12 protein-coding genes are annotated in these 12064 nt (G+C 62.3%); 9 read left to right on the plus strand and 3 right to left on the minus strand.

Features of this window, described 5'->3' with window-relative positions; genetic code table 11:
* The first annotated feature begins 1 nt into the window (after position 1).
* The 5 genes from HMPREF2526_RS02860 (at position 2) to ffh (ending at position 6003) form a co-directional block, all read left to right on the plus strand.
* Complete coding sequence (locus HMPREF2526_RS02860) at positions 2-370, plus strand: Na+/H+ antiporter subunit G (protein ID WP_046648025.1); 369 nt, start codon at positions 2-4, stop codon at positions 368-370.
* Positions 371-527: 157 nt separating this feature from the next.
* Entirely contained in the window at positions 528-1913 is a 1386-nt protein-coding gene (locus HMPREF2526_RS02865) for an ammonium transporter (RefSeq protein ID WP_070545748.1), read from the plus strand.
* A gap of 3 nt (positions 1914-1916) precedes the next feature.
* Positions 1917-2255 (plus strand): P-II family nitrogen regulator, encoded by a 339-nt coding sequence (locus HMPREF2526_RS02870; RefSeq protein WP_046648027.1) that lies wholly within the window; start codon positions 1917-1919, stop codon positions 2253-2255.
* Between the two features lie 3 nt (positions 2256-2258).
* Positions 2259-4358 carry a [protein-PII] uridylyltransferase gene (locus HMPREF2526_RS02875; protein ID WP_070545751.1) on the plus strand — a complete coding sequence of 700 codons (2100 nt, stop codon included), beginning with the start codon at positions 2259-2261 and terminating at the stop codon, positions 4356-4358.
* A 49-nt stretch (positions 4359-4407) separates the two neighbouring features.
* Complete coding sequence (ffh, locus tag HMPREF2526_RS02880) at positions 4408-6003, plus strand: signal recognition particle protein (RefSeq protein WP_049155367.1); 1596 nt, start codon at positions 4408-4410, stop codon at positions 6001-6003.
* A 66-nt stretch (positions 6004-6069) separates the two neighbouring features.
* Here the strand turns inward: ffh and HMPREF2526_RS02885 are convergent, their stop codons facing one another.
* Complete coding sequence (locus HMPREF2526_RS02885; RefSeq protein ID WP_070545754.1) at positions 6070-8322, minus strand: acyltransferase family protein; 2253 nt, start codon at positions 8320-8322, stop codon at positions 6070-6072.
* 294 nt (positions 8323-8616) lie between these two features.
* Between HMPREF2526_RS02885 and rpsP the strand changes: the two genes are divergently transcribed.
* Positions 8617-9141 (plus strand): 30S ribosomal protein S16, encoded by a 525-nt coding sequence (gene rpsP / locus HMPREF2526_RS02890; RefSeq protein ID WP_070545756.1) that lies wholly within the window; start codon positions 8617-8619, stop codon positions 9139-9141.
* Between the two features lie 53 nt (positions 9142-9194).
* On the opposite strand, the gene HMPREF2526_RS02895 is transcribed toward rpsP, so the two are convergent.
* Together HMPREF2526_RS02895 and HMPREF2526_RS02900 are read right to left on the minus strand one after the other, a co-directional pair.
* Positions 9195-9863, minus strand: coding sequence for a TetR/AcrR family transcriptional regulator (locus HMPREF2526_RS02895; RefSeq protein ID WP_070545759.1), 669 nt, complete (start codon positions 9861-9863; stop codon positions 9195-9197).
* Positions 9864-9886: 23 nt separating this feature from the next.
* Positions 9887-10285: a cupin domain-containing protein gene (locus tag HMPREF2526_RS02900; RefSeq protein WP_070545762.1), complete on the minus strand. Its 399-nt coding sequence runs from the start codon at positions 10283-10285 to the stop codon at positions 9887-9889.
* A 33-nt stretch (positions 10286-10318) separates the two neighbouring features.
* Here HMPREF2526_RS02900 and rimM point away from each other — a divergent pair, with 33 nt between their 5' ends.
* The 3 genes from rimM to HMPREF2526_RS02915 are packed head-to-tail and all read left to right on the plus strand — an operon-like array spanning position 10319 to position 12028.
* Positions 10319-10819, plus strand: coding sequence for a ribosome maturation factor RimM (gene rimM, locus HMPREF2526_RS02905; protein WP_070545765.1), 501 nt, complete (start codon positions 10319-10321; stop codon positions 10817-10819).
* Positions 10816-11658, plus strand: a complete 843-nt coding sequence (gene trmD / locus HMPREF2526_RS02910) for a tRNA (guanosine(37)-N1)-methyltransferase TrmD (protein WP_070545767.1) — start codon at positions 10816-10818, stop codon at positions 11656-11658. Before rimM ends, trmD begins: the two co-directional genes overlap by 4 nt.
* Before the next feature lie 31 nt (positions 11659-11689).
* The gene (locus tag HMPREF2526_RS02915; protein WP_232751664.1) at positions 11690-12028 is read left to right on the plus strand and encodes a hypothetical protein; all 339 of its coding nucleotides are present in this window, start codon (positions 11690-11692) and stop codon (positions 12026-12028) included.
* The last annotated feature ends 36 nt before the right edge of the window (positions 12029-12064 follow it).

The following is a 12064-nucleotide window of genomic DNA, read 5'->3' on the forward strand; positions in this document are numbered from 1 at the left end:
CATGACTATCGCGGAGATTATCGCCTCGATTCTGTTGGTCGTAGCCACGGTCTTGGTCATTGGGACCGCCATCGCCTTGTGGCGTGCGCCCGATGCCCTGACCCGCGTCAACCTGCTGGGGCCGACGGTCGGTTTGGCCGTTCCGCTGCTGCTTGTGGCGAAGTTGGTCGTGGATTTTGCTGAGAACGGGTTTTCCCTGTGGTCGCTGATCAAGGTCATGATCGCGTGTTTCGGCGTGTGGATCATCGCGTCGGTGGGCTCCTTCTACATGGGCCGTTCCATCTACGGCGTGACCGTCACCGACGTGAAGTATGCCAAGCGTATGCGCGAGCGTGAGCAAACGGTAAAGGCTTCCGAGGACGAGCTCTAGGGCGCGTGCTGGGACAAGCGGCGAGGAGAGTGCTTCCCTCGCCGCTTTTTCGATCTTAAGTGTGATCTGCAGCTCACTTTCCTTCCTAATTCTATAGTGCGATAGGTATATTAAGTCCCGTTACCTATCAAGCTATAGAAACGAGGTTAGTTGACGTATGACTCCTGAAGCATTTTCTTCCGGCGACGCAGCATGGATGCTCATCAGCGCATCCTTGGTGCTGCTCATGACCCCCGGATTGGCGTTGTTCTACGGCGGAATGGCGGGCAACCGTCACGTCCTCAACATGATGATGATGTCCTTCGGCGCACTAGCGCTCGTCCCAGTGCTCTACGTCTTGTGGGGATGGTCAATGTCTTATGCGGGCTCTTCGCTGGCGGGTATCGTGGGTAACCCGTTCGAAGCCTGGGGGCTACGCGGCCACATCACCGGGCCCTCCGCCGAGTACCTTGCCGGCAGTGCTGGTTACCCCAACATCATCGACATCGGTTTTCAAACAACCTTCGCCATTATTTCGACAGCCATCATCTCCGGAGCCCTCGCCGGCCGCGTGAAGTTCTCCGCGTGGCTCACCTTTGCGGGCGTGTGGATCACCTTCGCCTACTTTCCGCTCGCTCACATGGTGTGGGGCGGGGGAGTGCTCTCCCATGCCCCGCGTTCCCTCGCAGCGTGGCTCTTCGGTGTATCAAACGGTGAGGCTCTCATTGCTCCCATCGACTTCGCGGGCGGCACCGTCGTGCACATTTCCGCCGGCGCGGCTGCCCTGGTTCTGGCTATCGTCGTGGGCCCGCGCGCGGGCTTCCCGAAGCACATCGATAGGCCCCACAACCTTCCGATGGTGATGCTGGGCGCTGCGCTTCTGTGGTTCGGCTGGTTCGGCTTTAACGGCGGTTCCGCTTTCGCTGCGGACGGTCTTGCTGGCCTGGCATGGCTCAACACCACTGTTGCGGCGGCCGCAGCGATGCTCGGCTGGATGCTCGTGGAAAGAATCCGGGACCACGCCGCGACTTCTCTCGGCGCTGCATCCGGCGCGATTGCAGGTCTTGTCGCCATCACCCCGGCCGCAGGAGCACTCAGCCCGCTCGGTTCCATCGCCCTCGGGTTCCTCGGCGGCATTATCGCCTGCCTGTGTATCAGTCTGAAGTACCGCTGGGGCTTCGATGACTCCCTGGACGTCGTCGGCGTGCACCTGTGCGCTGGCCTGTGGGGAACCATCGGGTTGGCCTTCTTCGCCACGGATAACGGCATCCTCACCGGTCACCTCTCGGAAGGCTTCAAGCTGCTCGTCGTCCAGGCGGTCATCGCGCTCGTCGCCATGCTGTTCTCCGCTGCCGTTACGCTGGTTGTGGCGCTCCTCATCCGCGCCACCCTGGGGTGGAGGGCCGATGATGAAGACCAAGGCATCGACCTGAGCGAGCACCGCGAGTCCGCCTATGACTTCCGTGAGTCCGTGGCGTCTCACCGTCGCCACACCCACGACGCTAGGATTAACCCTGCACCTACCGTCCAGCCGCGGGTCGACACCGCCGGAGCTAAGGAGTAACAGATGAAGCTCATCACTGCCATCGTCAAACCGTTCACGCTGCCGGACATCCGTGAAGCCCTCGAACAGCACGACGTGCACGGCCTGACCGTGACCGAGACCCAGGGTTTTGGTCAGCAGCGCGGCCACAGCGAGGTCTACCGCGGCGCCGAGTACGCCACCGATTTCGTACCCAAGGTCAAGCTTGAGGTGGTGACGGCCGACGAGCAGGTGGAGGACATCCTCTCCGCTATCGTCGACGCCGCCTACACCGGCAAGATCGGTGACGGCAAGATTTGGATCACGCACGTCGAGGACGTCATCCGCGTACGCACCGGTGAACGCGGCGAGGCCGCTCTCTAAAAGGTGTCTACGGCCGCCCAACTGCGTGAGGACGCCTACGCTTCGGCGCTGCGCCTCACACAGTCCCTGCAGCTTCCGCCCGGCTGTGCGCTTGCCGCCACGGGTTCTTTTGCCCGGCGGGCGATGACCCCTTTTTCGGATCTCGACCTGATTCTCCTCCACCCGGATGACACCGAGCTTCCCGAGGACGTCGTCTCCGAAATCTGGTACCCCATCTGGGACGCCAAATACCGGCTTGACTACGCCGTGCGCACCCCGCGCGAGTTCGGTGCCATCGCCGGATCTGATCCCGCCGCCGGCTTCGCGCAGCTGGATCTGGCTTTCGTCGCCGGCGACAAGCAGCTCGTGGACTCCACCCGCGCCCAGGTCTATGCCTCGTGGCGCCGCCTGTTGCAGAGCAACTTCGATGCTTTCGTCGACCTAGCAATCACCCGCTGGCGCCGGTCCGGGACCCTGGCCACGATGACCCACCCGGATATCAAGAATGGGCGGGGCGGCCTGCGCGACATCCAATTCTTGCGGGCCCTCGCCCTGGGCAACCTCGCCGACGCCCCAGCGCTCGAGGAAGAGCAGGCCCTGCTTCTCGACGTCCGCACGCTCCTCCACGTCACCGCCCGCCGACACCGCGACGTCCTCGATCCCGAATTCGCTGAGGAGATAGCTCACGAGTTGGGTTTTGCCGACCGCTATGACTTGTCTGCGGCCGTCGTGACTGCCGCCGCAGCGGTGGACAAGGCCGTGGAGCGGGCATTGGCAACGGCGCGGGGCGTGGTGGCCAGGCGCAGCCACAACCGCACACGTAAGCCCCTCGATATCGGGGTGGTTGATGTCGGGGGCGAGATCCGCCTCGCTCGCACCGCCGATCTCGACGAGCCGTGGCTGCTCCTGCGCGTGGCCGCCGCTGCGGCGCGCTCGGGCAGAACAGTGCCCTCCCACGTCTGGGAGCAATTGCGCGAGTTGCCGGAACTGCCCGAACGCTGGCCCGCCGCCGCGACGGATGCCTTCTTCAGCCTGTTGTCCTCGCCGCTCAACACTCCGCGCCTCATCCAGGAGATGGACGCTCACGGATTGTGGGAGCGGCTCGTCCCAGAGTGGGAGCACATCCGGGGGCTGTTGCCGCGCGAGCGCACGCACGCTCACACCGTGGACTACCACTCCATCCTTACCGCCGCGCGCTGTGCGGAAGCGCGCACCTCCGTGGCCCGGCCGGACCTGCTGCTCCTGGTGGGGCTCTATCACGACATCGGCAAAGGCTATGGGCGCCCGCACGAGATGGTGGGGGCGGAGATGGTGGCGCGAGCCGCAGCCAAGCTTGGTCTCGACCTGGCGGATCGCTCCCGCGTACAAACCGTGGTCGCTGAGCACACCACGCTGGCGCGCATCGTCTCCCGCACGGACCCTTCATCCGATGAAGCCCGTGACGAGCTCCTCGAAGCCGTGCGCTATGACTACCTCACCTTGGCTCTCCTCGTCGTGCTCGCCCGCGCCGATGCCGAATCCACCGGGCCCGGTGTGTGGAACCGCAGGCTAAATCAGGGCATTGAAGCGGTCAGCGGGCGTGCTTTTGCGCAGTTGGAGGCACTGCGCCCAGTTCGTCCTCTGGTTGCCGCCGACCGCGACATCGGTCTGCGCCACAACCCGGAGGATGACAGCTTTACCGTCCTGTGGCGTGGCAACTACCAAAGGGAGGCCGTGCGCCCCCTGGCCCTGATTGCCGCGTTGGGCTGGAACATTCTTTCCTCGCGCCTCGTGCGCACCGAGGAGGGCTATGCCGGCGAGTTCGACATCCGCGCTCTCCACGGTGCTATCGATCTCGCCACGGTGGAGGAGCGCCTCGTTCAGTCCTATAAATCCGGCACCTATACCGTGCTGCCCGATTTTGTGCCGGGGCCCGCGACCGCGATGTGGAGCAGTGGAGTCTTCGAGGTTCGGATCGATGACTACCCGGGTACCCTCGGCCACGTGCTGGCGCTGCTTCCCGAGTGCGAGTGGGTATCCACCGCCGCGCCGGGCGCCACGATGGTGCTCCACGCCGTGCCGCTTGGCGACGTCCCCCGCGCCGCCCTCGTCCGGAATGTGACCCAAGCACTGGTCAACGGCTAAGCTGGGGAAGTTATAAATTTATCCACGATAGTTGAGGGAGCACTGCACCGTGTTTGAGTCTTTGTCTGACCGCTTGCAATCAGCCCTGTCCGGTCTGCGCGGCAAGGGCAAGCTGACCGAGGCGGACATCAACGCCACAGCGCGCGAAATCCGCCTTGCGTTGTTGGAGGCGGACGTCTCTCTCAACGTCGTGCGCGGCTTTATCAAGCGCATCAAGGAGCGTGCGGCCGGTGCCGAGGTCTCCGAGGCCCTCAACCCGGCGCAGCAGGTAGTCAAAATCGTCAACGAGGAGCTCATCGAGATTCTCGGCGGCGAGACCCGCCGCCTCAACCTAGCCAAGAATCCGCCGACGGTCATCATGCTCGCCGGCCTCCAAGGTGCTGGTAAGACCACTTTGGCGGGCAAGCTTTCCAAGCACCTTGCCTCCAAGGGACATACCCCGATGCTGGTGGCCTGTGACCTCCAGCGCCCGGGCGCGGTGCAGCAGCTCCAAATCGTTGGCGAGCGCGCCGGGGTCGACGTCTACGCGCCGGATCCTGGCACCTCCCTGGACTCCCACGAGCATGAGATGGGTACCTCGCATGGGGATCCGGTGGACGTCGCCAAGCGCGGCATCGAAGAGGCTAAGCGTACGCAGCACGACATCGTCATCATCGATACCGCTGGTCGCCTCGGCATCGATGAGACCCTGATGACGCAGGCGCGCAACATCCGCGATGCCGTCAACCCGGACGAAGTGCTCTTCGTCATTGACTCCATGATCGGCCAAGACGCCGTGCAGACCGCTGAAGCTTTCCGCGATGGCGTGGACTTTACCGGTGTCGTCCTGACCAAGCTGGATGGTGATGCCCGCGGTGGTGCAGCCCTGTCCATCCGTGAGGTCACGGGTAAGCCCATCATGTTCGCCTCCACAGGTGAGAAGCTCGAGGACTTCGACGTCTTCCACCCGGAGCGCATGTCCTCGCGCATCTTGGGTATGGGTGACCTGCTGACACTTATCGAGCAGGCGGAGTCCAAGCTGGATCAGTCCAAGGCGGAGGAAGCCGCCAAGAAGATGGGCTCCGGCGAGATGACGCTCAACGACTTCTTGGACATGATGCTCATGGTGCGCAACCTGGGCCCGATGGGCAACCTGCTCAAGATGATGCCGGGCGGCAACAAGATGAACCAGATCGCCGACATGGTCGATGAGAAACAGCTCGACCGCATCCAGGCCATCATCCGCGGTATGACCCCGGAGGAGCGCGAGAACCCGAAGATTCTCAACGCTTCGCGCCGCAAGCGTATTGCCCTTGGTTCCGGTGTGAGCGTTTCTGACGTCAACCAGCTCATCGAGCGCTTCACCGAAGCCAAGAAGATGATGTCGCAGATGGCCGGTCGTTTTGGTATGCCGGGCATGGGCGGTGGGCGTTCCGCTACCAAGAAGAAGCCGAAGGGCCGCAAGGGCAAGAACGGCAAGCGCAAGCCGCCGAAGCGTCGTGGTGGCGGCGGTATGCCGGGTGGCATGCCGTCGATGCAGGAGCTGCAAAAGATGCAGGAGCAAATGGGCGGCGGCATGCCCGGACTAGGCGATATCAAGATGCCGAAGGGCATGGAAAATATCGACCTCAGCAACCTGGACTTTGGTCAGGGCAAGAAGAAATAACCGAAGAACATAGCCTTCTTCGGTGAGAAAAGGGTCGGCGCTTTGTAGCGCCGACCCTTCTGCGTACTAGATGGCTTCTCCTGCGGGGTAGGCCGGATAGGGGATGGGCTCCGCGGGTGTGGCCGGAGGCGTCTCAGCGGACTGGGGGATCACGGGGCTATCGGCGGGAATCTGCGGGGGCTGCTGTTTGACCTGCTCGCCGTTGAGGATAGGCGCGATTGCTTCACGGATGAGCGGGATGGCGGAGTCGGCGAAGGCCTTGGTGAAGTGGTGCATATCGCGATAGACCATGATATTGCCGATGATGACCGGGCAATCGCCGTCGGCGTTGCAGAACCACTTCGAGGTGTCCACGGCGAGCATGTTGTCGTACTGCGAGAGGACTTCAGCGCCGGGGTCATAGGGCGCGTAGACCTCCTCGAAACGCATGCCACACCCGAGGGAATCCTTGGTGGCCACGTAGCACTCATCAAACTGGCGGCCATTGCCGTGTTCATCGAAGCCCCACGGGTTGTCGCGGAAGCCTACAAAGGGGATATCGTGCTTGGCCAGCTCGTCCCAGAAGGCTATGTAGCCTGGTGGGACAGCATCGGGGCCGTGGCCGAACGGCTGTCCTGGCCGCGTGGAATTGGACACAACCAACGCTGGGTCCGCGTCGATGATGCGCTTGACCACTTCCTTGCTCCATTCGGCGCAAGAGGGCTTCACACTCAGTTCATCGCCCAACTCGATGGGGCAACCCACGCGGGTAAGCGGGACGAGCTTAAAGCCCATCTCGCGGCCCAAGTAATCCAGCGCCGAGGAGAACTGCTCCGCATGCGAGCCACCAACCAAGTAGACCTCGACGTCGGAATCAACGTCACCAAAGATGCACGGCGTCACGCCGTCTTTCTGCGTCTCGATGAAGTAGTCCGTTGGTTCCTGCTCCGGAATGAAGCACCAATTATCAGCGACCGGCGGCTGGATGCCGCGCGCGAGAATCGGGTCAGGCTTGATCTCTACGTTCTCAGGCGGCGTGATGTTCTCAACGAAGGTCGTGGCTCCCGGGTAGAGCCTCGGATCTAGGATTTCGCGGTTGGCCTCCTGCAGGCTACGCAGCCACAGCGGCTGAACGGCCACGAGAGCAATGGTGCAGGCAGCAACGACGACGCCACCGACCCCGCGGAGAGCGCCGGTGCGGGTGCGGAGGTCGGCGAGGCCGCGGTGGACGGGGAGGTCGTCGGCAAGCGGGCGTTTGCGGTGTTGGCGCAGGGGCTTCTCGACGAAACGATGCGTCACGTCCGCCAAGCCCAGCGACACCACGATAATGATGGCACCGAGCCACCACGGAGGGGTTTCCAGGCCGAGGGCGGCGATGGAAATGATGAGCAGAGGCCAGTGCCACAGATAGAGCGGGTAGGCGATATCACCGAGCCAACGAGAAACCCGGGTGGTGAGCACCCGCGAGAAAGACCCGCCGGAACCGATAATGATGAGCACCGCGCCGCCGATCGGCAACAGGGACAGCGGCCCAGGGAATGCCAAGGTATCGGAGATAACCAGACCGGTGCAGGCGAGCGCGGCCAGACCGACGGCGGTGGCGAGGTTGGACAAGTGTTGCGGCATGCGCAGGTGCGAGCCATAGATAACGAGCACCGCGCCCAAAGTCAGCTCCCACGCGCGCGACCATGTGGAGTAGTAGTTCTCCGGGGTGCCAAAGAGCCCGTCGCGGGATGCATAGGCAAAAGAAGCGACGGTAACTACGAGGAGAATCGGGCCAGCGATGGAATTAATGGAAGAGAAGCGCTGTTCTCGCAGGCCCGTGTTCTTGGGGCGCAGGCGCATGAAAGCGGCCAGGCCGAGAGCGAAGAAGATGCCCAGCAGGTAGAACTGGCCCTGGACCGCCATGGACCACATGTGTTGCAGTGGTGATGTGCTTGCGGAGGCAGCGGCGTAGTCAGCGTTCTGCCGCGCTAATTCCCAGTTCTGGTAGTAGAAGACCGTCGCAGTGATCTGCTTGGTGAGCTCCGTGTTCATGAGCTTCGGAGCGAAAAGCCGGACGAGTAGATAGCTCACGCCGATGACGAGCACGAGGGAAGGAACAAGCCGGCGGAGCGTGCGCCAGATGGGCCACCACGGGTTCAGGGAGGCGTTGGGCCGCGCGGCATAGCGCAGCTGCGAGCCCAAGAAGAAGTACCCGGAAAGCAGGAGGAAGACATCGACGCCACCTGAGACACGACCAACGAAGACGTGGTACAGAACAACCAAGGCGATCGCGATGCCGCGGAGGCCGTCGAGGTCGTAACGGTAGCGGAATGTGGAGGGTGCTTGTTTATTCATAAAAGGAGGATTGTGTGGCGGCGAAATAACCGCATTACAGACTACCCCTTTCACGGGGTAAGGCCTAACTATGCAAGAGCTAAAGGGAATTTCCTATCTCGTGTGGGTTCCGCTAAAGTTGTTGAGGTTGTTCACGCACCGCGTGGAGGACACGTAAAACTTCATCTCTGCGTAACGCCGGTACCGCCTACGGACGGCCGGCACGTCACGCGCAGGATAAATCCAAGGGTTGAACCGGCGCGCCAGAAAGCGGCGCGTGTCTGAACTGCCCGGTGACTAGAAAAGGAGCCAATCATGGCCGTTAAGATCAAGCTGCAGCGTATGGGTAAGATCCGCAACGCTGAGTACCGCGTCATCGTCGCTGATGCACGCACCCGCCGCTCCGGCAAGGCTATCGAGAACATCGGTATCTACCAGCCGAAGCAGGAGCCGTCCCTGATCCAGATCGATTCCGAGCGCGCTCAGTACTGGCTGGGTGTCGGTGCGCAGCCGACCGAGCCGGTTCTCGCACTGCTCAAGGTGACCGGTGACTGGCAGAAGTTCAAGGGTCTGCCGGGCGCAGAGGGCACCTTGAAGGTTGCTGAGCCGAAGCCGTCCAAGCTGGATCTCTTCAACGCTGCTCTGGCTGAGGCCAACAACGGCCCGACCATCGAGGCCATCACCGAGAAGAAGCGCAAGGCCAAGGAAGAGGCTGAGGCTAAGGCTGCCGCCGAGAAGGCTGCTGAGGAAGCCGCTGCTGCTGAGGCTGCCAAGGCCGAGGAAGAGGCCGCTAAGGCTGAAGAGGCCGACTCCGCTGAGGCTGAGGAGACCGCAGAGTAATTTCTGCACTCCAAACGTAATATCCCCGCTGACCAGTAGGTCGCGGGGATTATCTAGTTTTTCGGCCGTGGGAGGCGGACCTCCAGAGGGTTTTCGAAGTCCAAGCCGCGGACAGCGGAGGCAATAACTGACTGCGCCATAGCTTCCACCTTTTCCTCCGGTAGCGACCCCAAATGACCGCTGAGGCACAAGACTGTGAAACCGTGCACCGTGGACCATCCGGCTAGGCAATTCTGCATCATGTGCTGCCTCTTGGGTTGCTGGCCGATGGATCGCGCGTACTGCTCCATGTAGCCGTAGAAATTGAACATGGCTTGCACACGTAGGTCTTCGCCGGGCCCCTCAGCCGCGGCTACGAGCCCGGCCGGAATACCAAAGCTGCTCGCGGCCATCATGCACATAAAGAAGTGCGGCTCTTCCAAGGCGTGGTGGAAGTAGGTGAAACCGGCCTCCATCATCTTGTCAATGATGGTGCCCTCCGTCGTTTCGAAGGTATCGCTGAGCTTGTTGATGAGTTCGTAGGTGGCGACGGCCCCGACGGCGTCGAGAAGCGCGGCTTGGTCCTTGAAGTGACGGTAGGCGGCGGTGGGGGAGACGCCCACCGCGCGCGTTGCGGCGCGAATCGTCACCGCCTCCGGTCCACCTTCCCGGCCGAGTTTGATGGCCTCCCGGAGGATCTCTTCATGCAAATTTCCATGGTGATACGGCTTCGAACTACTCACGATCTTAGAATCGTACTAAAAGTCTAGACATTCGCGCCAGTGTTCGGCGTTAACATGGTGAGCAGCATGAGTGCAGGTTCCTCGCTACATGTCACCGCATGCGGCACGTACGCCGGAAGGTGCACTATGCGTCCGGGAGCGAGCACCTCATCTTGTTCCCCGCAACTAAAAATCACCGATCCCTGGAGCACCTGGACGGTGATGGGGTGCGCGGCCTTGTGATCAGGTAGGTCTTGTCCAGGCAGGAAGGAGAAGAGGATGAGGTTTGCGCCGTCGGCACTGAGGACCCTCTTAACGGCTGGTCTGGGGCGTGTGGGGTGTGGCTCGGGGGCCTCATCGAGCAGATTCAGTGTTGTGAGGGCGGCACTGTTGTGGGAGGCGTCGCCAAAGGTGGTTGCGTCATTGATGGGAAGCTCAGTCATGCCGCCCCAGCGTAGCCCGTTAAGCTAGCAGGCATGGAACTACTCATTGGTTGCGTGGTGAAATCCCACGGCATTAAAGGCGAGGTCTCCGTCGAGGTGACCACCGATTCCCCCGAGACCCGATTCGCCGTCGGCGAGGTTCTCCACGGCACACAAGGCACGAAGGAACACGAACTCACCATCGCGGCGGTGCGCGCCCACAAGGGGCGCCTGCTCATCACGTTTAAAGAAATCCCGGATCGCACGGCCGCGGATTCTCTGCGCGGCACCCAGTTCTTCGCTGAGCCTCTCGAAGACCCAGAGGATGACGGCTTCTATGACCACGAGTTGGAAGGCTTGCGCGTCCTCCTCGACGGTGTAGAGGTTGGCGAGGTGACCGGCGTGACCCACGGCCCCACGCAGTCCCTCCTGGAAATCACGCTCACCGATGGCAAAGAGGCGTTGGTCCCCTTTGTTGAGCAGATCGTTCCAGAGATCGATCTGGAGGCGGGGACCTGCACCATCACCCCGCCGGAAGGGTTGCTCGACCTATGAGGATTGACGTTCTCACCATTTTTCCGGAGTATCTCGACCCGCTGCGTCACGCACTGCTGGGCAAGGCCATCGAGCAGGGCAAGCTCGCGGTGGGCGTGCATGACCTGCGCCAGTGGGCCACCGACGTGCACAAATCCGTTGACGATTCCCCCTACGGCGGTGGTCCCGGGATGGTCATGAAGCCGGAGGTGTGGGGGCCGGCGCTTGACGACGTCTCCTCCGGCACCGCCTCGACCCAGGATCTGCAGAGCGCTCTGCCGCACCTGAGCAAGCCGCGCCACGACGATATTCATGGCGTCGAGGCGCGCTCCTATGGCGAAAGCGAGAATTCGGACAAACCGCTCCTTATCGTGCCGACGCCCGCGGGAGAGCCTTTTACTCAGGCCGATGCGCAAGCGTGGTCCGCGGAGGAGCATATTGTGTTTGCGTGCGGGCGCTACGAGGGCATCGACCAGCGCGTCGTCGACGATGCGCAGCACCGCTACCGCGTACGTGAGGTCTCCATCGGTGACTACGTGCTCATCGGAGGTGAGGTGGCCGTGCTGGTCATCGCCGAAGCCGTCGTGCGCCTCATCCCTGGTGTGCTGGGGAACCGGCGCTCGCACGAAGAAGATTCCTTCTCCGATGGCCTGCTGGAGGGGCCCAGCTACACCAAGCCGCGCGAGTGGCGTGGCCTGGCGGTGCCGGACGTGCTGACCTCCGGTGACCACGCCCGTGTGGACCGGTGGCGCCGCGAGCAGTCGCTGGCGCGAACATGGCAGCGCCGCCCAGAGCTGCTCGATGCAGCGGAGTTAAGTGAGGCCGATCGCGCCTACCTGGAAACCTTAAAGGAGGATTGAGATGGACGTCAGCACTGACTTGTCAATACTTATGACTGAGGCTGAATGGAACAAGGTCCTCAAGGCCATGCCGCAGCGCCTGCGCGAAGGAGGCGTCGAACCGCTCGACATCAACGCAGAGATCATCTCCTTTACCTGCGAGCCCGACAATATCTTGGTCAATGAGTACATGGATAAACACGGCCAGCCGCCGGTGAGTGAGCACGTGTGGAGGGTCATCGTCAACGGCACCTCTGACCTGCCGCTGACCAAGGTCACCGCCGCCGTCGCGGAGTGCTTGCCGCCCCACACACTCTGGTACGGAACCTCAGAGATTGGTCACACCGAGTTTGGCCTGGGCACTTCCTGCGCGTGGCAGGGCGGGGTATAGGGTGAGAAGGTCTTAAGTCCCCGACCCAAAAAGAGG

The organism is Corynebacterium sp. HMSC070E08 (assembly GCF_001808895.1).
GTDB lineage: Bacteria > Actinomycetota > Actinomycetes > Mycobacteriales > Mycobacteriaceae > Corynebacterium > Corynebacterium hiratae.

Bases quoted from the DNA above. Each gene is read 5' to 3' on its own strand.
- HMPREF2526_RS02860 (WP_046648025.1), top strand. From the start codon at position 2: ATGACTATCGCGGAGATTATCGCCTCGATTCTGTTGGTCGTAGCCACG.
- HMPREF2526_RS02865 (WP_070545748.1), top strand. From the start codon at position 528: ATGACTCCTGAAGCATTTTCTTCCGGCGACGCAGCATGGATGCTCATC.
- HMPREF2526_RS02870 (WP_046648027.1), top strand. From the start codon at position 1,917: ATGAAGCTCATCACTGCCATCGTCAAACCGTTCACGCTGCCGGACATC.
- HMPREF2526_RS02885 (WP_070545754.1), bottom strand. From the start codon at position 8,322: ATGAATAAACAAGCACCCTCCACATTCCGCTACCGTTACGACCTCGAC.
- rpsP (WP_070545756.1), top strand. From the start codon at position 8,617: ATGGCCGTTAAGATCAAGCTGCAGCGTATGGGTAAGATCCGCAACGCT.
- HMPREF2526_RS02900 (WP_070545762.1), bottom strand. From the start codon at position 10,285: ATGACTGAGCTTCCCATCAATGACGCAACCACCTTTGGCGACGCCTCC.
- rimM (WP_070545765.1), top strand. From the start codon at position 10,319: ATGGAACTACTCATTGGTTGCGTGGTGAAATCCCACGGCATTAAAGGC.
- trmD (WP_070545767.1), top strand. From the start codon at position 10,816: ATGAGGATTGACGTTCTCACCATTTTTCCGGAGTATCTCGACCCGCTG.
- HMPREF2526_RS02915 (WP_232751664.1), top strand. From the start codon at position 11,690: ATGACTGAGGCTGAATGGAACAAGGTCCTCAAGGCCATGCCGCAGCGC.